At 49.1% G+C, this 25229-nt stretch carries 24 protein-coding genes and 1 riboswitch; of the genes, 3 read left to right on the top strand and 21 right to left on the bottom strand.

The genetic code is table 11. From position 1 onward, the window contains the following. Positions 1 to 94: 94 nt before the first annotated feature. Both ftsY and smc read right to left on the bottom strand, forming a co-directional pair. Positions 95 to 1099, bottom strand: coding sequence for a signal recognition particle-docking protein FtsY (ftsY, locus tag KNQ07_RS01685; RefSeq protein WP_214763931.1), 1005 nt, complete (start codon positions 1097 to 1099; stop codon positions 95 to 97). Further along, positions 1096 to 4665 carry a chromosome segregation protein SMC gene (gene smc / locus KNQ07_RS01680; protein ID WP_214763924.1) on the bottom strand — a complete coding sequence of 1190 codons (3570 nt, stop codon included), beginning with the start codon at positions 4663 to 4665 and terminating at the stop codon, positions 1096 to 1098. Before smc ends, ftsY begins: the two co-directional genes overlap by 4 nt. A 126-nt stretch (positions 4666 to 4791) precedes the next feature. Between smc and KNQ07_RS01675 the strand changes: the two genes are divergently transcribed. Continuing rightward, positions 4792 to 4992, top strand: coding sequence for a DUF1128 family protein (locus KNQ07_RS01675; protein ID WP_012370775.1), 201 nt, complete (start codon positions 4792 to 4794; stop codon positions 4990 to 4992). A 50-nt stretch (positions 4993 to 5042) separates the two neighbouring features. On the opposite strand, the gene rnc is transcribed toward KNQ07_RS01675, so the two are convergent. The 11 genes from rnc to KNQ07_RS01620 all read right to left on the bottom strand — a co-directional run bounded on the left by rnc (position 5043) and on the right by KNQ07_RS01620 (position 15220). Beyond that, positions 5043 to 5813, bottom strand: a complete 771-nt coding sequence (gene rnc / locus KNQ07_RS01670) for a ribonuclease III (RefSeq protein WP_012370776.1) — start codon at positions 5811 to 5813, stop codon at positions 5043 to 5045. Between the two features lie 58 nt (positions 5814 to 5871). Further along, the gene (gene acpP / locus KNQ07_RS01665; protein ID WP_012370777.1) at positions 5872 to 6111 is read right to left on the bottom strand and encodes an acyl carrier protein; all 240 of its coding nucleotides are present in this window, start codon (positions 6109 to 6111) and stop codon (positions 5872 to 5874) included. A gap of 69 nt (positions 6112 to 6180) precedes the next feature. Further along, a complete protein-coding gene (fabG, locus tag KNQ07_RS01660) occupies positions 6181 to 6912 on the bottom strand; it encodes a 3-oxoacyl-[acyl-carrier-protein] reductase (RefSeq protein WP_012370778.1) in 732 nt (243 codons plus the stop codon). Beyond that, positions 6909 to 7829 (bottom strand): ACP S-malonyltransferase, encoded by a 921-nt coding sequence (fabD, locus tag KNQ07_RS01655; protein ID WP_012370779.1) that lies wholly within the window; start codon positions 7827 to 7829, stop codon positions 6909 to 6911. Before fabD ends, fabG begins: the two co-directional genes overlap by 4 nt. A 13-nt stretch (positions 7830 to 7842) precedes the next feature. Next, a complete protein-coding gene (gene plsX / locus KNQ07_RS01650; RefSeq protein ID WP_012370780.1) occupies positions 7843 to 8838 on the bottom strand; it encodes a phosphate acyltransferase PlsX in 996 nt (331 codons plus the stop codon). Further along, on the bottom strand, positions 8835 to 9404 hold the full coding sequence (gene fapR, locus KNQ07_RS01645) for a transcription factor FapR (RefSeq protein ID WP_214763916.1): 570 nt from the start codon (positions 9402 to 9404) through the stop codon (positions 8835 to 8837). Before fapR ends, plsX begins: the two co-directional genes overlap by 4 nt. An 85-nt stretch (positions 9405 to 9489) precedes the next feature. After that, positions 9490 to 11520 (bottom strand): ATP-dependent DNA helicase RecG, encoded by a 2031-nt coding sequence (recG, locus tag KNQ07_RS01640; protein ID WP_214763915.1) that lies wholly within the window; start codon positions 11518 to 11520, stop codon positions 9490 to 9492. Beyond that, the gene (gene sdaAA / locus KNQ07_RS01635; RefSeq protein ID WP_012370783.1) at positions 11504 to 12400 is read right to left on the bottom strand and encodes an L-serine ammonia-lyase, iron-sulfur-dependent, subunit alpha; all 897 of its coding nucleotides are present in this window, start codon (positions 12398 to 12400) and stop codon (positions 11504 to 11506) included. The genes recG and sdaAA overlap by 17 nt, the downstream gene beginning before the upstream one ends. A gap of 4 nt (positions 12401 to 12404) precedes the next feature. Then, entirely contained in the window at positions 12405 to 13067 is a 663-nt protein-coding gene (gene sdaAB, locus KNQ07_RS01630; RefSeq protein ID WP_012370784.1) for an L-serine ammonia-lyase, iron-sulfur-dependent subunit beta, read from the bottom strand. A gap of 91 nt (positions 13068 to 13158) precedes the next feature. Then, a complete protein-coding gene (locus KNQ07_RS01625) occupies positions 13159 to 14832 on the bottom strand; it encodes a DAK2 domain-containing protein (protein ID WP_376778095.1) in 1674 nt (557 codons plus the stop codon). 25 nt (positions 14833 to 14857) lie between these two features. Beyond that, positions 14858 to 15220, bottom strand: coding sequence for an Asp23/Gls24 family envelope stress response protein (locus KNQ07_RS01620; protein WP_026827974.1), 363 nt, complete (start codon positions 15218 to 15220; stop codon positions 14858 to 14860). A gap of 283 nt (positions 15221 to 15503) precedes the next feature. Here KNQ07_RS01620 and rpmB point away from each other — a divergent pair, with 283 nt between their 5' ends. Beyond that, positions 15504 to 15692: a 50S ribosomal protein L28 gene (rpmB, locus tag KNQ07_RS01615; protein WP_012370787.1), complete on the top strand. Its 189-nt coding sequence runs from the start codon at positions 15504 to 15506 to the stop codon at positions 15690 to 15692. A gap of 141 nt (positions 15693 to 15833) precedes the next feature. Beyond that, positions 15834 to 17237 (top strand): amino acid permease, encoded by a 1404-nt coding sequence (locus KNQ07_RS01610; RefSeq protein WP_214763911.1) that lies wholly within the window; start codon positions 15834 to 15836, stop codon positions 17235 to 17237. Positions 17238 to 17297: 60 nt separating this feature from the next. Here KNQ07_RS01610 and KNQ07_RS01605 read toward each other — a convergent pair whose 3' ends face one another. From KNQ07_RS01605 to fmt, 8 genes are all read right to left on the bottom strand, one after another. Next, the gene (locus KNQ07_RS01605) at positions 17298 to 17906 is read right to left on the bottom strand and encodes a thiamine diphosphokinase (RefSeq protein ID WP_214763909.1); all 609 of its coding nucleotides are present in this window, start codon (positions 17904 to 17906) and stop codon (positions 17298 to 17300) included. Beyond that, a complete protein-coding gene (thiT, locus tag KNQ07_RS01600) occupies positions 17906 to 18466 on the bottom strand; it encodes an energy-coupled thiamine transporter ThiT (protein WP_214763902.1) in 561 nt (186 codons plus the stop codon). Before thiT ends, KNQ07_RS01605 begins: the two co-directional genes overlap by 1 nt. A 63-nt stretch (positions 18467 to 18529) precedes the next feature. Next, positions 18530 to 18636, bottom strand: a riboswitch (TPP riboswitch). 23 nt (positions 18637 to 18659) lie between these two features. Next, the gene (gene rpe / locus KNQ07_RS01595; protein ID WP_114595467.1) at positions 18660 to 19316 is read right to left on the bottom strand and encodes a ribulose-phosphate 3-epimerase; all 657 of its coding nucleotides are present in this window, start codon (positions 19314 to 19316) and stop codon (positions 18660 to 18662) included. Position 19317: 1 nt separating this feature from the next. Continuing rightward, on the bottom strand, positions 19318 to 20223 hold the full coding sequence (gene rsgA / locus KNQ07_RS01590; RefSeq protein ID WP_114595466.1) for a ribosome small subunit-dependent GTPase A: 906 nt from the start codon (positions 20221 to 20223) through the stop codon (positions 19318 to 19320). Between the two features lie 37 nt (positions 20224 to 20260). Beyond that, the gene (gene pknB / locus KNQ07_RS01585) at positions 20261 to 22186 is read right to left on the bottom strand and encodes a Stk1 family PASTA domain-containing Ser/Thr kinase (protein WP_214763894.1); all 1926 of its coding nucleotides are present in this window, start codon (positions 22184 to 22186) and stop codon (positions 20261 to 20263) included. Between the two features lie 2 nt (positions 22187 to 22188). After that, positions 22189 to 22923, bottom strand: coding sequence for a Stp1/IreP family PP2C-type Ser/Thr phosphatase (locus KNQ07_RS01580; RefSeq protein ID WP_214763886.1), 735 nt, complete (start codon positions 22921 to 22923; stop codon positions 22189 to 22191). A 24-nt stretch (positions 22924 to 22947) separates the two neighbouring features. Then, entirely contained in the window at positions 22948 to 24288 is a 1341-nt protein-coding gene (gene rsmB / locus KNQ07_RS01575) for a 16S rRNA (cytosine(967)-C(5))-methyltransferase RsmB (protein ID WP_214763871.1), read from the bottom strand. Further along, positions 24285 to 25205 (bottom strand): methionyl-tRNA formyltransferase, encoded by a 921-nt coding sequence (gene fmt / locus KNQ07_RS01570; protein ID WP_251139438.1) that lies wholly within the window; start codon positions 25203 to 25205, stop codon positions 24285 to 24287. The genes rsmB and fmt overlap by 4 nt, the downstream gene beginning before the upstream one ends. Positions 25206 to 25229 lie beyond the last annotated feature (24 nt).

Raw genomic sequence — 25229 nt, 5'->3', positions numbered from 1 at the left:
CCTCCACGGTTGTTAAGTGAAATTCCTTTACAGATAGTATAGTACAGCCCTCACAGTGTGTTGTCAAGTTTTTTTCTTTACAAGGAAATCGAGGTCAGTCCTCTTCTCGGACTTCTTCGACTGTTTCTTTTTCTTCAAAGACATCCCCGAATAATCCATAGACGAATTGTTCGGCATCGAACGGTTGTAAGTCATCGATTTTTTCACCGAGACCGACGAATTTCACCGGCAGATCCAGCTCATTCTTAATCGCAAGAACGATTCCGCCTTTCGCCGTTCCGTCAAGCTTCGTCAGAACGATTCCGCTGACATCGGTCGCCTGTTTAAAGGCTTTGGCTTGAACCATTGCATTTTGACCCGTCGTCGCGTCAAGCGCAAGCAATACTTCATGCGGTGCTCCCGGAATTTCCCGTTCGATGACACGTTTTACTTTTTCAAGTTCATTCATTAAATTGACTTTGTTTTGCAGACGGCCGGCCGTATCGCAAATCAGGACATCGACACGGCGTGCTTTTGCGGCCTGGACAGCATCATAGATGACTGCCGCCGGATCCGATCCTTCTCCCTGACGGATGACCGGAACACCGGAACGTTCACCCCAGACTTGAAGTTGGTCGATTGCACCGGCCCGGAATGTATCGCCGGCTGCGAGCATTACCGTTTTGCCTTCGTTTTTCAGACGATTCGCCAGTTTACCGATTGTCGTCGTTTTCCCGACGCCGTTGACACCGACAAATAAGATCACATTGAGTTCATGACTGAGATCAAGTTCGGACTCTTCTTCTTCCACCAGCATGTTGGCGACAACTTCGACAAGTACGTCACGCACTTCTTTTGTATCCTTGACGTTTTTACGTTTGACTTCAATTTTTAACTTTTCGACAAGATCCATCGTCGTCGTGACACCGACATCGGCCTGAATCAATACTTCTTCCAACTCTTCGAAAAAATCTTCGTCGACTTCCCGGAAGCGGTAGACGAGATCATTGACGGCATTCGCCAGTCCGTCCCGTGTTTTCGTCAAACCTTCCGTAAACTTCGATGTCACTTCTTGTGTCGAAGTCGTCAACCGGTCTTTTAACTTTTTAAAGAAACTCATTTTTTTATCCCCTTTGGTTCTACTTCTTCGCTTAATGTCCGTCTCGCTTCTTCCAGTTTAACGGATAATACTTCGGAAATACCGTTTTGTTGCATCGTCACACCATACAGGACATCAGCTGACTCCATCGTTCCCTTACGGTGGGTGATGATGATGAACTGGGTCTCACGTGCCAGTTGATGAACGAACTCTCCGAATCGGGCGACGTTCGCCTCATCGAGGGCTGCTTCGACCTCATCAAGAACACAGAACGGAACCGGTCGTGTTTTTAAGATAGCAAACAATAAAGCAATCGCTGTCAGTGCTCGTTCTCCGCCCGACAACAAGGACAGGTTCTGTAACTTTTTACCGGGCGGTTTAGCCACGATATCAATACCGCTTGTCAACAGATCTGTAGGGTCGACGAGAATCAAGTCGGCTTCTCCGCCGCCAAACAGTTCGCGGAACGTTTCCCGGAAATGTTCCCGGACCGCTGTGTACGTCTGTTTGAACAGCCGGATGACTTCCCGGTCCATTTCTTCGATGACCGCATATAAATCGGTCTTCGCACTGACCAGATCGTCGCGTTGCGTGGACAGGAACGTAAAACGTTGATCGACTTCGGCAAACTCTTCAATCGCACCAAGATTGACAATCCCGATTTCCTCGAGTTGTCGTTTCAGAAGATGCAATTCTTCCTTTGCCTCCTCGAAAGAGATCGTCAGCGGTTGAATCAACTCGGCAACCAGCCCCATTTCTTCAAGTGTCTCATGACGGGTCTCAAGGCGTGTACTGAGCCGTCCCTGAGTAAGCCGGGCTTGATCGAGACGCTGTGTCGTTGCTTGCCGGGCTTCTGCCAGTTTCGCTTCCTGAATCCGTAACAGACGTAAGTTTTCTGCCGCCTGCTGAATTTCTGCCGTCACATGCGTCAATTCGCGTTCGACTGAAGTTTGTTCCTGTTGCATCTGCGTTTTCTCAGTGTGCAGGGCATCAATCTTCGCTTCGTCGAATCCTTCCAGGACATGCTTCAGATCACGGCGTTTATGACTTCGTTCTAATTTTGCATGACTCAATGTCTCACGGAGGCGTGTTACCTCACGGTCGATTTGGTCATGTGTCATGCTGACAGTCCGTTCCTCAAGCAAGGCTTCCGCTTGCTGTTGCTTTAATTCTTCGACCGCAACTGCTCCGCGTGACTGTGCTTCCTTCAGTTGATCGATTGCTTGCCGCAATTCCGCTTGCCGGTTCGTTAACCGTTCCATGTCCCGCTCTGATGCCACGATGATGGACTTCGCCTCTGCCGCTTGTTCAGCGAGACGGGTCAATTGACCGTCGTGGACCGATAATTCAGAAGATGTGACAGCTAGACTGCGCTTCGCATCCGTATAGGCTTCGCGAACACTTTCCAACTGTGCTTGAACTAATTGAATATCACGGGTATTTGTTTCCAGCGAGCCGACGAGTTGTTGCATGGCTGTTTTCATTTCATCACGCCGACGCTCTTGTTCACGAATGACAGCTTGACCTTGTTTCAATCCCGCCTGCAACTCTTCCAGTTCACGGGATTGGCTGAAGAGCGGTGTTCCTTTTTTACGACTGCCTCCCGTCATCGATCCGCCGACGTTAACGACGTCACCCTCGAGCGTCACGATCCGGTAACGGTGTCCGGTGGAACGGGCGATGGCATTGGCTTGTTCAAGTGATTCGACAACGAGTGTCGTCCCAAGCAGATTATCTTTTAATTTCGTAAAGTCTTCCCGCGTCGTGACCAGTTGACTTGCGACACCGAGATATCCTGGCATCCCTGACACGCTTTGTTGAACGGAAGCACTCAGTTCCCGGCGCTGAATCGACGAGAGCGGCATAAATGTCGCACGCCCCGCATTCAGCCGGCGCAACTCTTGGATCAGTTTCCGTCCCGTCACATCGGTATCGACGACGACGTTTTGCATCGCGCCGCCCAGTGCGGTCTCAATCGCCGCCTCGAAGCGGGCGGGAACGGTGATCAGTTCCGCGACGGCACCGTGGATACCGGCAATCCGGTCCCGCTGTTTTAAGACGGTTTTGACGGCTCCAAAATAACCACTGTAGTCGGCTTTGACGGATTCCAGAAATTCAATCCGGTCTTCGGTCTTATCGCGGCGTCGGTGAAGGTCGATGATCGATTGTTCCATTTGGCGCAACGTCTCCTGTTGCTGGCGATACTGGTCTTGCTGTGTCTTTTCTTCCTGACGCAATGTTTCCAAGCGATTCCGTAATTCTTCTACCTGTTCTGCAAGACGAATGGTTTCGGCTTCATACGTCGAACGATCCGTTTGTTTTGAGCCGACGTTTTCCGAAAAACTCCGTTGCTGCTCTTCGGCATGTAACAGATCTTGTTGCGCCCGATGGTATGCATTGGTCGTCGCTGCCAACCGGCTCGCTACTTCAAACGCTTCCGAACGCAATTGTTCGGCTTCTTTTTCAAAGTCCCGGTCGGAGTAAGATAAGGCGGCATCGGCTTGTTCTCGTTTTGCGACGGTTTGAAGGTACAATTGTTGTGTCTCTTGCTGTTGCTTCAGCACCGTCTGTTCTTCTTGTTCGATTTGTGCTACCCGTTGTTCTGCAACCGTTACTTCCTGTTCGAGACGCGCCTTCATTTCCGCTCCGTGCTTTTCCCGTTCTTTCGCGAGGTTTAAAGCCCCTTCGATTTCAACGAGTTTCGTCGATACGAGCCGCAGGCGGTCCTGCATTTCTGTTTCTAAGCGCCGCTTCTCTTCTAACGATGTTTCTTGTGTTTCCCTTGTCGCTACTGTTTCTTGTAGCCGCTCCTGCTCCGCAAGCAGTTGGGCTTGGCAGGATTCGATTTCCGTCGACACGTCAGTGAGTTGCGTCATATACTGCTCGATTTCGGTCGCGATGATTCCCCGTTCCAAGAAGTCATATCGTTCACGGGCTACTAAAAATTCTTTTGCCAGTGACGCTTGTTCCCGTAACGGCTCAATTCGTCCACCTAATTCGTACAGAATATCATCGACACGGGAAAGATTCGTTTCTGTATCCGTTAGCTTTCTTTCGGCTTGTTTTTTACGGTTCCGGTATTTCAAAACACCGGCTGCCTCTTCGATGACAGAGCGCCGTTCTTCCGGTTTCCCGGAAATGACTTGTTCGACCCGTCCTTGACCGATGATGGCAAACGCATCGCGGGACAACCCGGTATCCATGAATAAATCAAGCACGTCTTTTAAACGACACGGTTTTTTATTTAAGAAGTAATCACTGTCTCCGTTTCGCGTGACACGCCGCGTTACATTGATTTCTTGATACGGCAAAGCGACCGTCCCCGATTCATTGTCGAGCACAAGTGTGACTTCCGCAAATTGTTTCCGATGTTCCGAGATACTTCCGGCAAAGATGACATCTTCCATCTTCGCACCACGTAATGATTTAGCCGACTGCTCACCGAGCACCCAACGCACTGCATCCGATATATTGGACTTCCCGCTGCCATTTGGTCCGACGACAGCCGTGACTCCCGGAAGGAAGTCGAGCTCCGTCCGACTAGCAAATGACTTGAAGCCATTGATTTCAATTCGTTTTAAGTACATCTTGACCACCCATATGTTTAAATTTCTTTTTGATTTTCTTTTAGTTTACCATAGCCGAAAGGTCTACAAAATGGTAGCTTTTATGGTAATGTTAGGCTTAAAGAGATGAAGAGGAGATTTTAAGACATGACAATTGAACAAATGATCGTAGAGATCCTGGATAAATTGAACATCATTAACAAAGGCGTCATCAAGGCGGAACAATTCGACGGAACAAAAAATGACGATTTAAAAGAGATTTATGATTTCGTCATGATGCGTGAGTCGTTGACATTGGCAGAAGTCGATGCCATCGTCGATGAACTGAAATCACTGAAAACTGTTTAAGATTCCTCACAAAAAGGCACTCCATTTTGAAATGGGTGCCTTTTTTCATGTCAAAAGCTGTTTTTCAGTTCAAGCAAGGCTTGTTTGGCAGCCTGCTGTTCTGCTTCTTTTTTCGAGCGGCCGGTCCCGATGCCTTCCAGCTTATCCGCGATGTGCACGCGTGAAATAAACTCCCGACTGTGTGCTGGTCCGCGTTCTTCGATGATTTCATACTCGATTTGTCCCAGTCCGACCCGCTGGATCGCTTCTTGGAGCTGACTTTTAAAATCAGTTTGTTCTTCAAAAAATCCAGACGCCACTTTCGGAAAAACCGCTTCGGCGAGGAATCGTTCTGCAGCTTCAATCCCTTGATCGAGGTATAAGGCACCGATGAAGGCTTCAAATACATCCGCGAGTAGTGCCGGACGATTTCTTCCCCCTGTCAGTTCCTCTCCTTTACCAAGTAGAATCATTTCAGAAAACTCGTAATGATTCGCGAACTGGACCAGTGACGGCTCACAGACAATGGCAGCACGCAGCTTTGTTAATTCCCCCTCGGAACGTTCCGGGTAGTGTTGAAAGAGATAACGGGAGACTGTCAATTCAAGTACCGCGTCACCCAGAAATTCAAGACGTTCATTATCCCCGTCTGATTCACGCTGCTCATTCACAAACGAAGAATGTGTAAATGCTTGCTTCAATAGTTCTACATTCGCAAAATGAATATCCAGCCGTTCCTGGAGCTGTCCGAACTTCTGTTCAATTTGCGCCAAAGCCCGTGAGTCTTTGCGTCGCTTTACATAAGGTCCTTTTCGGACACGACGTCCTTTTTGATTTGTCATAATGCCTCCTAAACAGCTAAATCCCACCGCAAATACGCGGTGGGTTCAGCTTCATATATTAGACTTGTGTTTCGATGTAGCTAACGACATCGCCGACTGTTTTTAAGTTTTCTGCTTGGTCATCTTCGATTGTGATTTCGAATTTATCTTCGAGATCCATGACGAGTTCCATAACTTCAAGTGAATCTGCTCCGAGATCGTCTTTAAACGATTTGTCGAGTGTGATTTCACTCTGTTCTTTACCTAATTTCTCTGCAATTGCTTCTTGCACGTCTACTAAAATTTGTTCTTTTGTCATTTTAAAATCCCTCCATGAGTTGAGTATATAAGATGATTGCCAATTTGGCAAAGTACTACCACAGTTCACTTACATTGTCATGCCGCCATCGACTGCCAAAGTTTGACCAGTGATGTAACGGGCATTGTCTGATGCGATGAAACTGACGAGCGATGCAATATCGTCCGTCTGACCAAATCGTTTTAACGGAATTTGATCGAGCGTCTGATTACGTTGCGCTTCTGTCAATTCATCCGTCATATCGGTTTCAATGAAACCGGGACAAATCGCATTTGCCGTAACGCCTTTACTTGCCAGTTCACGTGCGACCGACTTCGTAAATCCGATCAGTCCCGCTTTCGCCGCTACATAGTTGGCTTGACCGGGATTACCGGTAATGCCGACGACGGAAGCGATATTGATGATACGACCGCTCGTTTTTAACAACGGCCGCGTCGCCGCTTGTGTCACAAGAAAGGCACCTTTTAAATTGGTGTTTAGAACCGCATCGAAATCTGCTTCTTTCATTCGCATTAACAGACCGTCACGCGTGATTCCGGCATTGTTGACGACACAATCCAACTGACCGTAAGTATCCAGTGCCGTTTTCAGCAATGCCTTGACTTGCTCGGCATCAGCCACGTCTGCCTGGACGGCGATGGCCTCACCGCCCGCATCGACGATAGCCGAAACAACTTCTTCTGCTTTTGCTGTATTCCCGGCGTAGTTCACGACGATCCGGAATCCGTCTGCCGCCAACCGTTTGGCGATAGCGGCTCCGATTCCACGTGAGGCGCCGGTGACGAGTGCTACCTTATTCAACGAATCGCCTCCGCTTCCAATTGTTCAAGTGTCGTGATGCTGACAATCTTGACGTCTTTTTTAATCCGCTTGACGAGACCGCTGAGCGGTGACGAAGGACCGAATTCAATGAATGTATCCGCACCTTCTGCAATCAATTTTTCCACACAGGCTTCAAAACGAACCGGTGAATACAATTGTTGGACAAGTAAACGGATCAACTCATCCGGCTGATCGTGGAAATCACTGTCGACATTCGAGATGAATTTCGTTTTTGCCGCCTGGAATGGTGAAGAAACTAAGATATCTTCGAACCGTGAGGCAAACGGTGTCATTAACGACGAGTGGAATGCTCCTGATACATCAAGCGGCAGGACACGTTTCGCGCCCAACTCTTTTAATTTCGCAGTCGCCGTCTCGACAGCTGCAACTTGTCCTGAAATCACGAATTGTCCGGGACAGTTGTAATTGGCGATTTGAACGATTTCTCCCGTTGCCGCAATGGACTCGACAGCATGATGGGCTGCTTCGACGTCGTTTAAACCGATGACAGCTGCCATCGTCCCGCCCGTCACTTGATTCATCAGATTTCCTCGTTCGCGTACGAGATAAACTGCTTCACTTGCCGTTAAGACAGATGCGGCAACGAGTGCACTGTACTCTCCGACGCTATGTCCGAGTACGAAGTCCGGCCGATGACCAAGCGCCGCATAACGATTCGCAAGCAACGTACTGTGTGCAACGATGGCAGGTTGTGCGATTTCCGTCGGTTTCAAATCTTCTTTTGTCCCTGTCGTCAACAGATCCGTTAAATCAAGACCAATCCGTGTCCCGAGGTCCATCAATGCTTGACGTGACTCTTCATGATGGAGAAGTGTTTGTCCCATTCCTGGCATTTGTGATCCTTGACCTGGGAACATCCAAACCGTTTTACCCATCCGTCTCACCCCTTTAGATTTCTTTCGTTTTTTTTGCCTCGATGATTTTTGTAACTACCTGCTGTTCGACCATCTGCTCTGCTTGTACCAACGCCCTGCTGAACGCGTAGGCATTACTCGAACCGTGGGCTTTGATGACCGGAGCGGCAATCCCGAATAATCCGGCTCCGCCGTATTCTTCATAAGCAAGCAGTTGTTTCATTTTTTTCAGCTTCGGTTTTAAAATCAAAGCCGCGATTTTTGAACTGAATGAACTCATGAATTGTTCTTTCATGACGCCCATGATCATACTGGCGGCGCCTTCTGTGCTCTTTAACAGCGTGTTTCCGGCGAAGCCTTCCGTCACGATGACATCCACTTCCCCGCTCATCGCTTCTCGCGCTTCGACATTCCCGACAAAATGGATGGGCGCGGTCTCAAGCAGAGGATAGGTCTCTTTCGTCAGGGCATTCCCTTTACCGGCTTCTGATCCGATATTCAGCAAGGCCACTTTCGGTTGTTTGATTCCTCTGACTTGTTCTGCGTAGACCGACCCCATGATCGCATAATCCAAAAGATGTTCGGCTTTTGCGTCTGGATTGGCACCGACATCCAAGATGACGACCCCTTTTCCATTTCGTGTCGGGAACGTCGGCGCTAATGCCGGACGGTCAATCCCTTCAATCCGACCAATCACGAACAATCCGGCTGTCATGAGTGCACCCGTGTTGCCTGCTGAAATCAAAGCATCTGCTTCATTTGATTTCACCAGGTTTGCAGCCACCACGAGTGAGCTGTCTTTCTTGCGACGGATTGCTCGGACCGGTTCGTCTTCTCCGGTAATGACGGATGCGGCGTGAACGATTTTCACACGCGGATCCTTGATGTCATACGAACGTAATTTCAATTCGTCGCCGACCAGACGGATTTCAATTTGTTCCGTCGGACGCTCTGCTAAAAATTGAACGACTCCTTCTACGATGGCGCGTGGAGCATGATCTCCTCCCATTGCATCTACTGCTAAAATCATTTTGACTCCTCCTTACTACTTCGATACACCGTAAATTCACCGATGAACACACACTCATCGCCGACAAAACTCTCGACGTTGATGTCCGATCGGCCATCCTGCCGGTGCGAACTGACGAATGCTTTTGCCACGACACGTTCACCGGCGTGAACGGACCGTGTAAACTGGACGTTGGCTTTTGTCGTCAAAGCCAGTTCATCATCAATCAAGGCGATGGCTAATGAATTGGCTTGGGCAAACAAAATATGTCCGCGGGCAATGGCATTTCGGCTGAACGCGTGTTCCGGTAGGATTTCTAAAATCGAAATTGCCGATGTATCTAGTTTCAGGTCAATCATATCACCAATGACTTCATTTTCAGTCAATGTACGCACATCATCTAGCCGTTCCGTCGCGACGTGTTTAATCCGTTCACGTAATTCCGGAATCTTCATTTCCATCCGGTCCAGTCGAATGGTCTGGATACTGACATTGAAATGAGTGGCTAATGCTTCATCCGTAATGAACGGATTTTGTTCAATTGTATGCTGTAGTTCAGTTTGTCGCTCTTTTTTAGGTACCCGCATGTACGTTCCTCCCACAAGAAGGATAACTACCATTATTACCTGGTACTAATAGTAGTATATATCCCTTGTTGTTCACTTTCAAGTATTATTCGATTCTTTCTCCGTCCAGTAGTCCCTGCTGTTCGATATATCGGCGTAAAACCGCGTACTCCGGATGTTGCCAAAAGGCATCGGAACGGAGCAGACGAACCGCGTCGTTTCGCGCCGTCTCCATCACCTGGATGTCGAGTGCCGGATCGGTCAACACAAACCGGGGCAAGCCGCTTTGCTCGGTCCCAAAAAAGTTTCCGGCTCCGCGTAACTCAAGGTCCTTTTCTGCCAACTTAAATCCGTCGTTCGTTTCCGTCATCGTTTTAATCCGTTCTTTTCCGGTATCGGAAGACGGATCGGCGATCAAGATACAAAAAGACTGGGTTGCGCCCCGACCGACCCGACCGCGCAACTGGTGTAATTGTGCCAGTCCAAAGCGTTCCGCGTCGTAAATGACGATGATCGATGCGTTTGGAACGTTGACGCCGACCTCGACGACGGTCGTCGAGACGAGAACTTGGACTTGATTTTCCTTAAAGGCCTGCATGACGTCGTCTTTTTCGGACGAACTGAGCCGACCGTGCATCAATCCGACACGTTGTGCGGAAAACCGTTCCGTCAAAAGCACGTGCAGTTCAATGGCATTTTGAACATCAAGCGATTCAGATTCCTCAATCAGTGGCGTGATGACATACGCTTGATGACCGAGCAGTAACTCTTTTTCGACAAATCCGAAAACCCGTTCCATTTGTTCCGGTTTTGCCCAATAAGTTTCAATTTCTTTTCTTCCTGCCGGCATCTCGTCAATGATTGAGACATCCATATCGCCAAACACAGAAATCGCTAGCGTCCGTGGAATCGGTGTCGCTGTCATGTAAAGAACATCTGCCTGTTCTGCTTTCGCCCGCAGGCGTTTTCGTTGTTCGACTCCAAACCGGTGTTGTTCATCCGTGATGACGAGATGAAGGTCCTTGAAGACGACCGTATCTTGAATCAAGGCATGGGTCCCGACCAATACATCGACTTTCCCTTGCCGTAACGCTTCCAGCAGAAGGAGCCGGCTTTTTCCTTTGACGGAACTCGTCAATAATCCGACTTTAATGCCGAGCGGCTCGAGGAGCGGTGCAAGCGAAGAGGCATGCTGTTCCGCTAAAATTTCCGTCGGCACCATCAAGGCCCCTTGTTTATTCGCACGGACCGCTGCAAAGAGGGCAATCGCCGCCACGACCGTTTTTCCGCTTCCAACGTCTCCTTGGAGAAGCCGGTTCATCCGTTCCGGTCGATGCATATCAGCCAAAATTTCGTCCGTCACCCGCTTTTGTGCTCCGGTGAGCGGAAACGGTAACGTGGCAATGAATTGATCGATTTCTTGCTGGAACAACGGTAAAGCAAGACCTTGTCCCTTTCGTTTCCCGAGACGTAACGTCTGTAACTTCAGTTGGAAGTACAAACATTCTTCATACACATAACTTCTTCGGGCAGTCGTCAAATCTTGCCGGGTTGTCGGGAAGTGCAACCGACGCAACATCGTCATCCGGTCCAGTATTCGATATGTCTTACGAATGTTTTCTGGAATACGTTCCTCGAGCGCTTCGCATTCGGCAAAAGCCAGTTCGACGACCCGCCGGAACGTCTTCATCCGCATGTCCCCTTTGAGCGAATAGACCGGTGTCAATTCTCCTTCAATCGCTCCGAATTGTAATTCTGTCGCTGATATCGTCATCCGGTGTAAATCCCATTTGCCGCTGACCGTCACTTCTTCCCCGAGTTTCAACTGATCTTTATAAAAGGCACGGTTGAACATCGTCACGGTGACGCTGTAACGGTCTTCGACAAGCAAGCGGAACGTGAGTCGGTTTTTTCCTTTTCCGTAATACCGGACAAGCGCTTCCGATTGAACCTGTCCTGTGAATTTCACCTTGTCTTCATGGATTGCCTCTGTCAGACTGCCGGTCACAAAATCGTCATAACGAAACGGGACGTGCTCAAGCACGTCCGCAATCGTCAGCATATCCATTTCTTCGAGTTTACGGGCTAAATCGCGCCCGACTCCTTTTAAGGCGGTTACTTTATTTGATGGATTCATTCGAGAGTTCCCCAAAGATTTTTGATTCGAGCCAACGCCCCGTCGGTGTGTTGGCGAGTCCGCCTTTCGCGGTTTCCCGTAAGGCGGACGGCATCATTTGACCGATTTCATACATCGCTCCGATGACTTCGTCACACGGAATCCGTGACGTGATACCGGCTAACGCCATATCGGCTGCAACAAGCGCGTTCGCTCCGCCCATGGCATTTCGTTTCACACATGGTACTTCGACAAGTCCGGCAACCGGATCGCAGACGAGTCCGAGCATATTCTTAAGGGCAATCGCAAACGCGTGGGCCGATTGATCAGGTGTTCCACCTGCCATTTCAACGATTGCCGCCGCTGCCATGGCCGTTGCCGAACCGACTTCCGCCTGACATCCGCCTGCCGCGCCGGAAATGGACGCATTGTTCGCTACAACAAAACCGAACGCACCGGATGTAAACAAGAAACGCAGCATCTGTTCGCGACTCGGATTCAAACGTTCCCGAACTGCGAATAACGTTCCCGGAACGACGCCTGCACTACCCGCTGTCGGTGTGGCACAGATTTTTCCCATGGCCGCATTGACTTCATTTGTGCCAATCGCCTTGCTGACGGCGTCTAACAACAGATCGCCGGATAATCCTCGCCCGCTTGCCCGGTATCGCTGTAACAACACAGCATCGCCACCGGTCAGACCAGTAACCGATTCGACACCATCTCCTGTCAGTGACCGTTCGACTGCTGCTTCCATGACTTCAAGATTCCGTTCCATCATCCCGAGGACTTCATCACGTTCGAGGTGCCGGACCGTCATTTCCTGTTCAATCATGATTTCTGAAATCGGTACATTTTTTTCAGTCGCCAGTGCGACGAGTTCTTTTACGGATTTAAACATCTCTTCACTCTCCCATCATGACAGAACGCTCGACTTGTGGTAAACGGTTGATTTCTTCGAGTACAGCAGTCGGCATGCGGTCGTCGATTTCGATCGCCATTAATGCCTGCTTGCCTTTTTCGTGCCGCGATACTTCCATGTGACCGATGTTGATTTCATAATCGGCCAAAATACTTGTGACGGCTGCGATCGCCCCAAAGCGGTCATGGTGCAGGACGATCAGGGCCGGTCCACCGCCTGACAGCTTCAATGGCACTCCGTTCAACTCAGTAATCTCAATCGTTCCCCCGCCGATTGAAATGCCTACGAGTTCAAACTCCGCCTGTCCATCCGTCAAATGAACACGTGCCGTATTCGGATGATCCGTCAATGCCTCACTCGTTTCAAAATGAATCCGGATTCCTTTTTGTTCCGCAATTTTAATTGATTCCGGAATCCGGTCGTCAAACGTATCATAGCCGAGGACACCGCCGATAATGGCGACGTCCGTTCCGTGTCCCCGGTACGTGTCTGCAAATGACCCATAAAACGTAATCGTAATATCCGTCGGCTGTTCGCCAAACAATTTCCCCGCCATCAATCCAATCCGTGCTGCCCCCGCCGTATGCGAACTGGATGGTCCGACCATGATTGGACCGATGATATCAAATACACTCCGATACTTCATCTTCTTTTCCCCTCTCTTTCAACTAAACAAAAATCCCACCTCTATTATCGCAGATGGTGGGATATGTGAAAAGGTACGTTCACGTTTTATATTATTCGACGCTTAAAATGTAAGAATAGAGCGGTTGTTTTCCGTCATGAACTTCCACTTCTGCGTCTGGATTAACCGATTCGATATAAGCGACGAGTTCGTCGACTTCATCTTGCGAAACCCCTTCACCGAACAAGACAGTGATGATTTCATCGTCTTCCGTGACCAGTGTATCAACTAGCTTTTTGACGGCGCCAAGGCTTGAATGATCCGTTGCAACGATTTGTTTCTCGGCAATCGCCATATGATCATCTTTCTTGATTTCAACTCCGTCGATGCTCGTATCACGGACGGCATACGTCACTTGACCGGATTTGACGGCTGCGATTGCATCCATCATGTGCCGCTCGTTCTCTTCGACCGTCGCTTCCGGATTGTAGACGATCGTTGCCGCCAATCCTTGAGGAACGGTCTTCGATTTCACGACCGTCACACCACAAGAAGCAACTGATGCCGCTTGTTCTGCTGCCATGATGATATTCGAGTTGTTCGGATACACGTAGACGTGTTCCGCATGGGCATCTTCAATTGCTTTGACGATGTCTTCCGTTGACGGGTTCATCGTTTGTCCGCCTTCGATGACGATACTGACGCCAAGTGATTTAAAGAGTTCGCTGATTCCTTCACCCATTGCTACCGTTACAAGCGCTGACTGGGCTTTTGCTTTTGTCGCAACCGGAGCCGCCACTTGATTGACGCCTTCTTCTTCGAGGATCGTCGAGTGCTGTTGACGCATGTTTTCAATCTTGACGGCAACAAGTTCACCAAAACGTTGACCTTTCGTGATGACTTCACCCGGTGTTTCCACGTGAACATGAACCTTTAGTAACTCTTCGTCTGCAACGACGAGTAATGAATCACCGAATTCCGCGAGTTCGTTCCGGAATGCTTCTTCACTGAACGGCGTATCTGCTAATTTATCGTCCTGGAAACGAACCATGATTTCCGTGCAGTAACCGTAATGAATTTCTTCCGTTGACATGAAGCTTTGAGCCGATTTGTGATGCTCTGCTTCGACGAGTGCTTCCATGACAGGCGCATGCGGTTTCTCAAGCTCTTTCCCTTCGAGGGTCGCAAGGAATCCTTCATAGATACAAACCAGTCCTTGACCACCGGAATCGACGACGCCGACTTCTTTAAGTACAGGTAACAAGTCCGGTGTCCCTTCGAGTGACACTTTTGAAGCTTCAACGACACCGCGCATCAGTTCGAGTAAATCCGTTGTTGTCTCGGACTGGGCGATCGCTGCGACAGCTGTCTCGCGTGCTACCGTCAAAATCGTTCCTTCAACCGGTTTCATGACTGCTTTATAAGCTGTATCGACCCCTTTTTGTAAGGCATCTGCGAATTCCTTTGTATCAATCGCATCTTTTCCTTCGATTGATTTTGAGAAACCACGGAACAATTGGCTTAAGATAACGCCTGAGTTTCCGCGCGCTCCCATTAAAAGACCTCGTGCAAAGACCGTGGCAACTTCTGAGACCGAGTCTGTTGTTGTTTTGGCTGCTTCTTTTGAACCCGACGTCATCGTCAAATTCATGTTTGTTCCCGTGTCACCATCTGGGACCGGGAAAACGTTCAGCGAATCGACAAAATCCGCATTTTGATAGAGATTCGCTGCGCCATTCTGAATCATCTTGACCAGTTGCGCTCCTGTTAAACGATCTACACTCACTAAAGTTTCCTCCTCTATTCCCGCCTTAGACATTCGTCAAGCGGACTCCTTGGACAAAAATATTTACAGATGTCACTTCTAAACCAAGTGCCTGGCTGAGTGAATATTTCACACGGCTCTGGACGTTGTTTGCGACTTCTGAGATTTTCGTACCGTAACTAACAATGATATGCATATCGATGTGAACTTGTTCCGATACCTGACGTACGATGACACCGCGTGCAAAGTTTTCGCGTTTCAGCAGTTCAGCCAGCCCGTCTTTGATTTGTGACTGGGACGCCATACCAACGACACCAAAACATTCCATCGCCGCTCCGCCTGCAAGTTGCGCAACGACATCGTTGTCTACATCAATTTTTCCATAGGTCGTTTTCATCTCGATCGCCACCTGAGTAGCCCCCTTTGTTAATTGTGTTCTTCCCATAATTCTACTATAAGGACCTACTATTGAAAAGTCGCCGTACTGACTATACAATGAATATGTGAAAAATAGTAGCGGTCAAATGAACTTTTACCATCATCCTCATTCATTATTTTAAATTTTGAGGTTGTCTGTCAAGTTTTTTTCTTGTCAGCTACTTTTTTTATGTTGCAACCGTCTTAACAGCATGCTAAGATAGCAAAGTGTCTATTAGGACGAACGCAAAACAACATAAAAGGAGGCGGAACACATGGCACGTAAATGCTACGTTACTGGGAAATCGCCGAAGTCGGGAAACAACCGTTCACACGCATTGAACAAAACGAAACGCACTTGGGGAATCAACGTACAAAAAGTACGTATTCTCGTTGACGGTAAACCTAAAAAGGTTTGGGTTTCAGCTCGAGCGCTCAAATCAGGTAAAGTCGAACGCGTATAAGGCGCAGTAACCGGATGGGAATCTTCCCTTCCGGTTCTTTTTTTGTTCTTTTTTTATTTTTCTTATAAACTAATTGTCTGAATAATTGAAAACGCTTACAATAAGTGAGCAGTTATTTTTTTCAAGGGGGAAGGGTCAGACATGCAGTTAAAAAGAGAAATGACAAGCCGGCATCTCTTCATGATTTCACTCGGAGGGATTATCGGTACGGGACTGTTCCTCGGTTCCGGATTAACGATTTCGCAAGCAGGACCACTCGGGGCGGTCCTCAGTTACATCGTGGGTGGGACCATTATGTATCTGACAATGTTATGTTTAGGAGAGATGGCTGTCCATATGCCGGTTTCCGGATCATTTCAAACGTATACGACACGTTTCATCGGACCGGGTATCGGATTTGCCGTCGGCTGGATTTACTGGCTCGGATGGGCCGTGACGGTGGCACTTGAAATCACGGCAGCCGGAAGTCTGATGGATCGGTGGTTTCCGAACACCCCTATCGTCATCTGGTGTGCCATCTTCACCGTCATTTTATTCGGACTTAACGCCGTATCTGCCAAAGCCTTTGGGGAGGCTGAATTCTGGTTCTCGAGCCTGAAAGTCCTGGCCATTCTATTTTTCATCGCGCTCGGAGGAGCGGCTTGGTTTGGCTGGATTGAGATGACGGCAGCACGACCGGAAAGTTTATTCGCCAACTTTACTTCAAACGGATTGTTCCCGAACGGTGCGCTCGGAGTCTTGACGACGATGATCGCCGTCAACTTCGCGTTCCAGGGGACGGAATTGATCGGGGTTGCGGCCGGAGAGTCGAACGATCCCGAAAAATCGATTCCGAAAGCGATCCGCAATACGGTTTGGCGGACGTTCATCTTTTTTGTTCTTTCGATTACAATCGTCGGCGCCTTAATTCCTTATGAAACAGCTGGCGGTATCAGCAGTCCGTTCATCATGGTCTTTGATGCGATTGGGATTCCGTACGCGGCCGATTTGATGAACATCGTCGTTCTGACTGCCTTACTGTCGGTCGGGAACTCAGGATTATACGCTGCTACCCGGATGTTATGGTCGATGTCTCAAGAAGGTATGATCTCGAAAAAACTTGCCATCGTCAACTCGCGTGGTGTACCGATGCGGGCGTTATGCTTTACGATGCTGTTTGCGATGTTATCGCTTCTGACCGCCTTTTTCGCGGAAGATACCGTCTTCATCTGGCTGTTATCACTCGCCGGACTCGGGGCACAAGTCGGATGGATTTCGATTTCCGCCTCGCAGATTGCCTTCCGTCGTCAATTCATCAAAGAGGGACATGTTGTCAGCGAATTAAAATTCAAGACCCCGTTCTTCCCGGTCTTGCCGATTATCTCGTTTTCTTTGAACATGCTTGTACTGATCAGCCTGGCTTTCCAAGCGGATCAACGGATTGCGCTGTATATCGGCGTTCCGTTCTTCGTCTTGACGTGGGCCTCTTACCATCTGTTTGTCAAAGGAAAACATATTGCGGCTCAAACCGAACGTCAGGCAGCCAGCTCGACATTGGAATCTTAAAAACAAAACTACAAAAAAACGTGATCGACTTTTAGGATATCCTAAAGCCGATCACGTTTTTTAGTGGTCTAACAAACTTCGTAAAGCAATCACTTCACCGGTATGCACCGTCACGTTCGCCACTCCGTGCTGTGTCCATTCATTGCTGACGGTCAATGATCCGCCGACCGGCACGTCATGATTCGTCAACAGATACTTGACCCCGCGGAGGGTCAGACGTGTCGGAACGAGCGGGATGAAAGAGAGATAGTGAAATCCATCTGCCTCGATCTCATACGTCCCCGGCTGTAAGAAACGAACCTCTTCCCGCTTCGTCATCAAGCGAACTGCCGGAAATTGTTTTAGCAAATAGACGTTTTGAAGCGTCATATCAAGTCGTCCTCCGGTCGCACCGAATATGAACACTTCTGTTGCTTCATACTGTTGACTGACATGGCGTAAAGCCAGTTCCAAGTCGGTCTCATCCTTTTCAGCCGGGTGGATGATCGCTCCTTCCGGTTTGTATCCGAGCGAATCAAAGTCACCAATCGCCAAGTCAAAAGCGAGACCTTGCTGTGCCAATTCGGTGACACCTCCGTCAACGGCGATGACAACCGTCTTCTCATCCAGAAACGGTTTCAGGGACGGGATGTCTTCTGTCGGACCGGCCGCTACAATCACGACCCGCATCAGACACCTCGTGCCGAGTAACGAAGAAGTCGGGGCGCTGTCGTAAACAGAAGTCCTGCGACAATACCACATAATAGGTACGATGGAACCATATACGTCGCGTTATAGATCAACGAGTACGAAACGACCGGACCTTCCGCATATTCAGCGAAGAAGACGATTCCGCTGATGACGTGACAGACATAACGTAAACCTGCACCAAGCAATGTCGCGCCTAGTACAATTGCCATCAAACGGCCATTCTTCCCGGCTGCTGCTGCTTTTTTGACTTGCCGTGCGAATAGTCCGCTCAGTCCGACGACTCCAAACGCAATCGTATAATCGAGTAACGGCTGAACGACTGTCAGAATTTGCGGAGCGAACATCAGTTGAATCGTTCCGACGAGCGCTCCCGTCACGACCCCACCGATGACACCATGACGAAAGGCCATGACGAAGATTGGCAGCATCGCCAAACTGACCGAACCCCCTTGCGGCATTTTAAACGGGATTAATAAATCGAACACCACACCAAGACTTGCAAAGATTGCAATTTCCATTAACATTTGTAGCCGTTTCATCCTTTTTTCCTCCTAAAAATAAAATCGCAGGACGGCAAAAAGGCAGTACGACGAACGCCGTACTGCCTGCGTGCGCCACATCCCTACGTCCGTCTGAACGGAACAGGTTCGAAGGGTTAAAGTCCAATCACTTCTCTCAGCCGCTTGACGCGACACCCCTTGCGGTCTTCATTCAATTTTGATTCTGCTCTTATTATACGTGAGCGGCATTCCGAATACTAGTGATTGCTTCTGAATAATCCGGTGCATTGTAGATGGCGGAACCTGCAACAAGTACGTTTGCCCCATTCTCAATACATAATTTCGCTGTTTCCGCATTGACTCCGCCATCGATTTCAATCTCAAACGATAGATCGTGTTCCGCTTTCATTGCAGCCAGTTGATTTAATTTCTTCATGACACCCGGAATGAACGCTTGTCCGCCGAATCCCGGATTGACTGTCATCAATAAGACCATGTCCACATCCTCGAGCACGTGTTCGATCGTCGACAGCGGCGTATGCGGATTGAGCACGACACCCGCTTTCGCACCGGCTGCTTTGATCTGTTGCAGGACACGGTGGACGTGATTCGTCGCCTCGACGTGGAACGTCACGATATCAGCCCCTGCTGCAACGAAGGCTTCGACAAAGTTTTCCGGACGATCAATCATGAGATGGACGTCGAGAACCATATCTGTTTTTTGACGTAAACTGCTTAAGACAGGAAGTCCGAATGAGATGTTCGGAACAAATTGACCGTCCATGACATCGAAATGGATATAATCGGCACCTGCTGCTTCTACGGCTTTGACATCCCGCTCTAAATTTGCAAAATCTGCTGATAAGATTGATGGTGCGATTTTAATCATCTTAATACCTCCGCGTCCGATTCTTGATTTCCTCTACAAACATACCATAATTCGTATACCGGGAAGCCATGATTTCCTGGGCCTCGACGGCTTGTTTAACGGCACAACCAGGCTCATTCAAATGCAGACAGCCACGGTACTTGCATTCGTCCTGTAAAGCAACAAATTCAGGGAAACACCACCGTAACTCCTCGAGTTCCATTTCGTGCGGAAAATCAAGATTCGAGAATCCCGGGGTATCTGCAATCAATCCTTCGCCAAGCGGGATCAATGTCACATGACGGGTCGTATGGCGTCCACGACCAAGCGCCTTCGAAATATGACTCGTTTCGAGTGCCAACGAAGGTTCCAAGGCATTCAACAACGAACTTTTCCCTACACCGGATTGTCCGGCCAGCACACTCGTTTTATCTTTTAACAACGGACGGACGGATTCGACTCCGGCCAATGTCTCACTTGACGTTTCGATGACGTGATATCCAATGGTCCGGTAAGCGGAAATTGCTTCCAATACCCCTTGTTCGGCTTCACCTTGTAACAAGTCCATCTTCGTCAAGATGATGATCGGTTGAATTTCCTTTGCTTCAATCAACACTAAAAACCGGTCCAACAGATGGGCAGAAAAATCAGGTTCTGCTGCCGATACGACCAACAACGCTTGATCGATATTGGCAACTGGCGGGCGGACCAGGAAATTTTGACGGTCCTTTACTTCCAGGATATATCCGGTCTCACTTTCGATGTGTAACACGACCTCATCGCCGACGACAGGGCTGATGCCCCGTTTTCTGAAATTACCGCGTGCCCGTGAACGGATTTCACCTTGAGGCGTCATGACATCATAAAATCCACCCTGTAAACGGATAATCGTTCCATCCCGATTGTCTTCAATTCGATTTTCTGCCATCCTATGCCCTCCTTTGTCAGGATTAACGTCCTGCTCGTTATTCTTGTGATTTTGCCTGATTGTACGTAATCGTCTTCGCCCGGTACACTTCGTCATCTTTATAAATCGTAATCTTGCCTTCTTCTCCCGGATCAATCGTCAAGGGAACATCAAATGTTTCATCCTGATCAATCGATTCTTCGATGACGGTTCGTTTTCCTTTGGCATCTTCCGTCTCAATCCGGACGAGTTGACGTGGAGCAGGCTCCCCGTCTTCACTAACGCCATCATAGGCTACTTTCTCGGGGAACGTCGCCGTGATGGTCTTTTCTTCCTCTCCGCGAGAAATAAAGACCGTGACCGAATCGTTTGGTTCGACCTGCGCACCGGCTTGCGGATATTGACGAATGACCTGATCGAGCGCGACCTCACTTGAGAACTCCTGTTCAAACGTTCCGTCCAGTCCCATCTCATCCAAATAAGCTTTTGCTTCAGCACTCGATAAGTCGGTCAAATCTTTCAGAACGAATACGGGGGATCCGTTTGAGACCGTGATGGTAATCATCTGTTCTTTCGCGATGACTTCCGTTCCAGCTGAAATCGACTGCCGGATGACATTTCCACGTTTGATGTCTTCCGATTCTTCCCGTTCGACATCCACTTTTTCAAAACCGCTGTCCTTTAAGATGGCGATCGCTTTTTTCTCTGTCTCATCTGAGACGTCCGGCACCTCGACCGGATCGCTTCCTGTCGAAACGATCAAATCCACCGTCGATCCTTTTTTAACCGTCGCCTGTTCACGCGGTGACTGACTGATGACGAACCCTTCTTCCACCGTATCACTTGAGCGTTCGGTCGATTCCACGACGAATCCCATTTTTTCAAGCTTCGTTTCCGCCTCGTCGGCATCCTTGCCTGTTACATCCGGTACGACGACCTTCGGGTCAGGCCACATGGCAAAAGTCGTTGCGGCTCCGCCCATTATGAATAACAACAATAAGATGATCCACCACGCACGTTTCTTTTTCTTTTCTGGTTTCGGCATGACGGTAGCGACCTTCGGAACCGGTGCTGTGTGTTCAATGTCGGCTGTTGGCAGGGACACAGGGCTGAGCACCATCGTCTTTTCCATCAAATCGTCCCCGCGAATGCCTTCATTGGCCCGTTCAGCTGACATCGCGGTCACCATGTCTTCTTTGAAGGCAGCAACCGTTTGTTGCCGATCATGCGGCGCTTTTGAGAGAGCTTGCATGATGCAATTTTCTAAAGCTTGCGGCACAGCCGGATTTAACGAGGTCGGACGACGGGCGGTATCTTGCAGATGTTTCAGGGCGACAGCAACCGGTGAATCGCCTTCAAACGGCACTTGCCCCGTCACGAGTTCGTACAAAACGGCTCCCAGCGAATAAATATCTGATTTTTCATCCGCAAATTTTCCTTTTGCCTGTTCCGGCGAAAAGTAATGCACGGATCCGAGGACTGACATCGTGTGGGTCAGGGTCGCATTCGACATGGCGACCGCAATGCCGAAATCGGTCACCTTGACAGTCCCATCCTCACGTACCAGCATATTTTGCGGTTTGATATCGCGATGAATAATCCTGTGTGCATGGGCATGATCAATTGCATCACAAATTTGGCTGATGATGTCAATCGCTTTTGCGACCGGCAGTGCCCGCCCTTCACAATACGTTTTCAGCGTCATGCCATCAATATATTCCATTACGATATAATAAATCGCTTCTTCTTCTCCTACGTCATAAACCGCGACGATGTTGGGATGATTTAAACTCGTCGCAGCATGTGCCTCTCGTTCAAATCGACGGATGAATTGTTCATCATGCGAAAACTCTGTACGTAAAATTTTGATTGCGACAGTTCGATTCAAGATTTCATCATATGCCTGATAAACGTTTGCCATCCCGCCATTTCCAACTAACCGTTCTATGCGGTAGCGGTCGTTCAATCGATCTCCGTAACGCATATTCAGATCCTCTCTCTTTCTTTAAAACGGATTGCAGCAATCGTAATGTTGTCTGCGCCTCCCCGGTCATTCGCCTCGGATACGAGACGTTCGACAATCGTATCGAGCGGTGCATCTTCTTGAAGCAACTGCTCGATGACTTCATGAGGCACCTCATCCGACAAGCCGTCGCTGCACACTAACACGATATCATAGTCCGGTGCATCCCGGACTTGAATGTCGACATCCACGGACTCGTTCGAACCGACGGATCGTGTAATGACATTACGACGGGGATGATTTTCAAGCTCTGCTTCCGATAATTCCCCTAATTGTTTGAGCATGTTGACATAGGAATGGTCATCCGTCAGCTGTTTTAATTGTCCTGCTTCCAGGGCATAGACGCGGCTGTCCCCTACGTGTCCAATGACAAGTAAATCATCCGACCAGCAGACACAGGCCATCGTCGTGCCGACAATCGACAAATTTTCGACTTGAGAAAAACGTTGAATCTGCGCATTGGCTTCTTTCACTAATCGTTCAATCCAGGAAGATAACTCCATCGGGCGGTTTGGCATATCTGCATATGCTTCGGCAAAAATCTGCTTGACGATGGCACTCGCCGTTTCACCGGCTGCATGTCCCCCCATGCCGTCAGCGACGACAGCTAATCCTTGTGTCGCATCGCCTACCAATAAGACCGTGTCCTCATTTTTTGAACGGACCTTTCCAGTCGTCGTCAAATAAGCTAACTCCATACCCGTCCTCCTCATCGTTTTTTATTATCCTGTTGGTTCATTCACTTTTTTGAATGCAGCGATATAAAAACCATCTGTACCAAGTGATGTCGGGAGTAATTTCAATTCAGCCCGTTGACCAATCAGCGATTGAACGGCTTCCGGCATCCGTGTTTTGAATGTCTCGTCAAAAACAAATCCTTGGCTGAGAATATAGTCCGTTTGCTGCTCATTTTCGAGCGGATCCATCGTACAGGTCGAATAGACGAATGTTCCATCCGGTTTGACCAGCGGAAGAACCGCTTCCAGAATTTGTCGCTGAATAACCGGCAACTGCGTTAAGTCTTCCGGACGTTTCGTCCACTTGATATCGGGTTTCCGGCGAATGACACCGAGTCCGGAACATGGTGCATCGACCAATATTCGGTCAAATGATGCCGCTTCAAAACGTGTACCTGCCTGACGGGCATCCAGTGCCTCCGCCTGCACATTGTGGAGTCCAAGACGAGTTGCCTGCTTTTCTAATAATTTTACTTTATGCGGATGAAGATCCAGTGCGACTAATGATCCCGTCGCCAAACCTTCCGCGATATGCATCGCTTTTCCGCCCGGTGCCGCGCAGCTGTCCAAGACATAATCCGCCGGTCGTGCACCTAGAGCGGCAGCGACCAACATCGAACTTTCATCTTGGAGCGACAAGTAACCGCGTTCCAACAGATCCGTCTGTTGCACACTGCCACTGATGATTTCCAGTCCGTCTGGTGCCGCATGGGCCGGTTTTGCAATGACCCCTTGTTCTTCCAGCAATACGATTGCTTCTTTTCGGTCTGTCCGGGTCCGGTTGACACGGACGGTGACGGGTGCCGGTTCATTATTCAGTCGGCACATCTGCCATGTTTCTTCTTCTCCGAATAATTCAATCCACCGTTCGACGAGCCATGCCGGATGGCTTGTTTCGATACTGATTCGGTCGACCACTGAAGGAATCGCTGAGAAATCAGGTTTTCCTTGTCGAAGGACGTTCCGCAGCACACCGTTGACGACTTTCGCAATATGCGGTTTACCGCGTGTCTTGGCAATCTCGACTGCCTCGTTGATGACGGCATGATCCGGAATCCGGTCGAGATAAAACAGTTGATAGACGCTCATTCGTAATAACGGACGCATGAATGGATCGAGCTTCTTTTGTTTCGTTAAGAACGGTTCTAAAATATAGTCGAGTGTCAATTCACGGCTGAGCGTTCCGTACACCAGTTCCGTATATAAGCCGACATCTGCTTTTGAAATGGCACGTTTTTCAAGCATCTGGTGGACGGAAATCGTCGAAAAAGCGCCACCCTGGCCAATTTTTAATAAAGTTGTGACTGCTGCATCTCTGACATTCATGCTTGTTCGCCTACTTTCTGTCCAATCGTCAGTGTCTGTCCGACACCTCGCATGAACGTCGCACCGTCCATCCGTTTTTTACCGGCCGGCTGTACGTCGACTAACTTCAAGGCTGTGTCTGAACCGGTTGCAACGACAGGTCCATCCGCTTCCAAGGCAATGATTTCGCCTGCGCTTCCGCGACCCGGCACTTTTTCAGCAAAGTATACTTTCAGGCGATCTGAACCGAGCAGCGTATAGGCGCTCGGGAATGGATTCATGCCGCGGATTTGATTATATAATTCTTCTCCGGAACGTGAAAAATCGAGTCGTTCCCGTTCCCGGCTGATATTCGGAGAAAACGTAACATCTTCTTCCCGTTGTGCTTCAGGTGTCAACGTGCCTGCAATCAACTGCGGTAATGTTTCGATTAATACTTTGGCACCGGCAGCGCTGAGCTTGTCAAACATCGTTCCGACCGTGTCACGCTCTTCAATCGGTACGATGATTTTTGATAACATATCTCCAGCATCCAGCTTGTCGACCATATACATGATCGTGACCCCTGTTTCTGTTTCCCCGTCGATAATCGCCTGGTGAATCGGGGCTCCGCCGCGATACTTCGGCAATAAGGACGCGTGGACATTAATCGCGCCGTATTGTGGGGCTTCGAGCACTGCCATCGGAACGATTTGTCCGTAAGCAGCCGTAATGATCAGGTCCGGTTTCAAGTCGAGCAAGCCTTGATAGTCTTCCTGGATTTTAGCGGGTTGTAAGACAGGAATATCGTGAGCTAATGCCACTTCTTTCACTGGTGTCGGTTTGATTTCACGTTTGCGTCCGACAGGTTTGTCCGGCTGGGAAACGACACCGACGACGTTATATCCGGCGTCAATCACTTCCCGGAGTGTATTTGCAGCAAACTCTGGTGTTCCCATGAAAACGACACGAGGCGTTGCTTC

The organism is Exiguobacterium sp. s145 (genome assembly GCF_018618835.1).
GTDB lineage: Bacteria > Bacillota > Bacilli > Exiguobacteriales > Exiguobacteriaceae > Exiguobacterium_A > Exiguobacterium_A artemiae.
Note: the sequence above shows the minus strand (reverse complement) of the source record. Positions and strands in the feature narration are given on the sequence as shown.

Coding starts and splice junctions, on each gene's coding strand:
- smc (WP_214763924.1), bottom strand. CDS start 4,665: ATGTACTTAAAACGAATTGAAATCAATGGCTTCAAGTCATTTGCTAGT.
- rnc (WP_012370776.1), bottom strand. CDS start 5,813: ATGACAAATCAAAAAGGACGTCGTGTCCGAAAAGGACCTTATGTAAAG.
- pknB (WP_214763894.1), bottom strand. CDS start 22,186: ATGCGTTACGGAGATCGATTGAACGACCGCTACCGCATAGAACGGTTA.
- sdaAB (WP_012370784.1), bottom strand. CDS start 13,067: ATGAAGTATCGGAGTGTATTTGATATCATCGGTCCAATCATGGTCGGA.
- rsmB (WP_214763871.1), bottom strand. CDS start 24,288: ATGAATGTCAGAGATGCAGCAGTCACAACTTTATTAAAAATTGGCCAG.
- thiT (WP_214763902.1), bottom strand. CDS start 18,466: ATGAAACGGCTACAAATGTTAATGGAAATTGCAATCTTTGCAAGTCTT.
- fapR (WP_214763916.1), bottom strand. CDS start 9,404: ATGCGGGTACCTAAAAAAGAGCGACAAACTGAACTACAGCATACAATT.
- rsgA (WP_114595466.1), bottom strand. CDS start 20,223: ATGGCAGAAAATCGAATTGAAGACAATCGGGATGGAACGATTATCCGT.
- fabD (WP_012370779.1), bottom strand. CDS start 7,829: ATGGGTAAAACGGTTTGGATGTTCCCAGGTCAAGGATCACAAATGCCA.
- KNQ07_RS01610 (WP_214763911.1), top strand. CDS start 15,834: ATGCAGTTAAAAAGAGAAATGACAAGCCGGCATCTCTTCATGATTTCA.
- acpP (WP_012370777.1), bottom strand. CDS start 6,111: ATGACAAAAGAACAAATTTTAGTAGACGTGCAAGAAGCAATTGCAGAG.
- sdaAA (WP_012370783.1), bottom strand. CDS start 12,400: ATGTTTAAATCCGTAAAAGAACTCGTCGCACTGGCGACTGAAAAAAAT.
- fmt (WP_251139438.1), bottom strand. CDS start 25,205: ATGGGAACACCAGAGTTTGCTGCAAATACACTCCGGGAAGTGATTGAC.
- plsX (WP_012370780.1), bottom strand. CDS start 8,838: ATGATTTTAGCAGTAGATGCAATGGGAGGAGATCATGCTCCACGCGCC.
- KNQ07_RS01675 (WP_012370775.1), top strand. CDS start 4,792: ATGACAATTGAACAAATGATCGTAGAGATCCTGGATAAATTGAACATC.
- rpe (WP_114595467.1), bottom strand. CDS start 19,316: ATGATTAAAATCGCACCATCAATCTTATCAGCAGATTTTGCAAATTTA.
- ftsY (WP_214763931.1), bottom strand. CDS start 1,099: ATGAGTTTCTTTAAAAAGTTAAAAGACCGGTTGACGACTTCGACACAA.
- rpmB (WP_012370787.1), top strand. CDS start 15,504: ATGGCACGTAAATGCTACGTTACTGGGAAATCGCCGAAGTCGGGAAAC.
- recG (WP_214763915.1), bottom strand. CDS start 11,520: ATGAATCCATCAAATAAAGTAACCGCCTTAAAAGGAGTCGGGCGCGAT.
- KNQ07_RS01605 (WP_214763909.1), bottom strand. CDS start 17,906: ATGCGGGTCGTGATTGTAGCGGCCGGTCCGACAGAAGACATCCCGTCC.
- KNQ07_RS01580 (WP_214763886.1), bottom strand. CDS start 22,923: ATGGAGTTAGCTTATTTGACGACGACTGGAAAGGTCCGTTCAAAAAAT.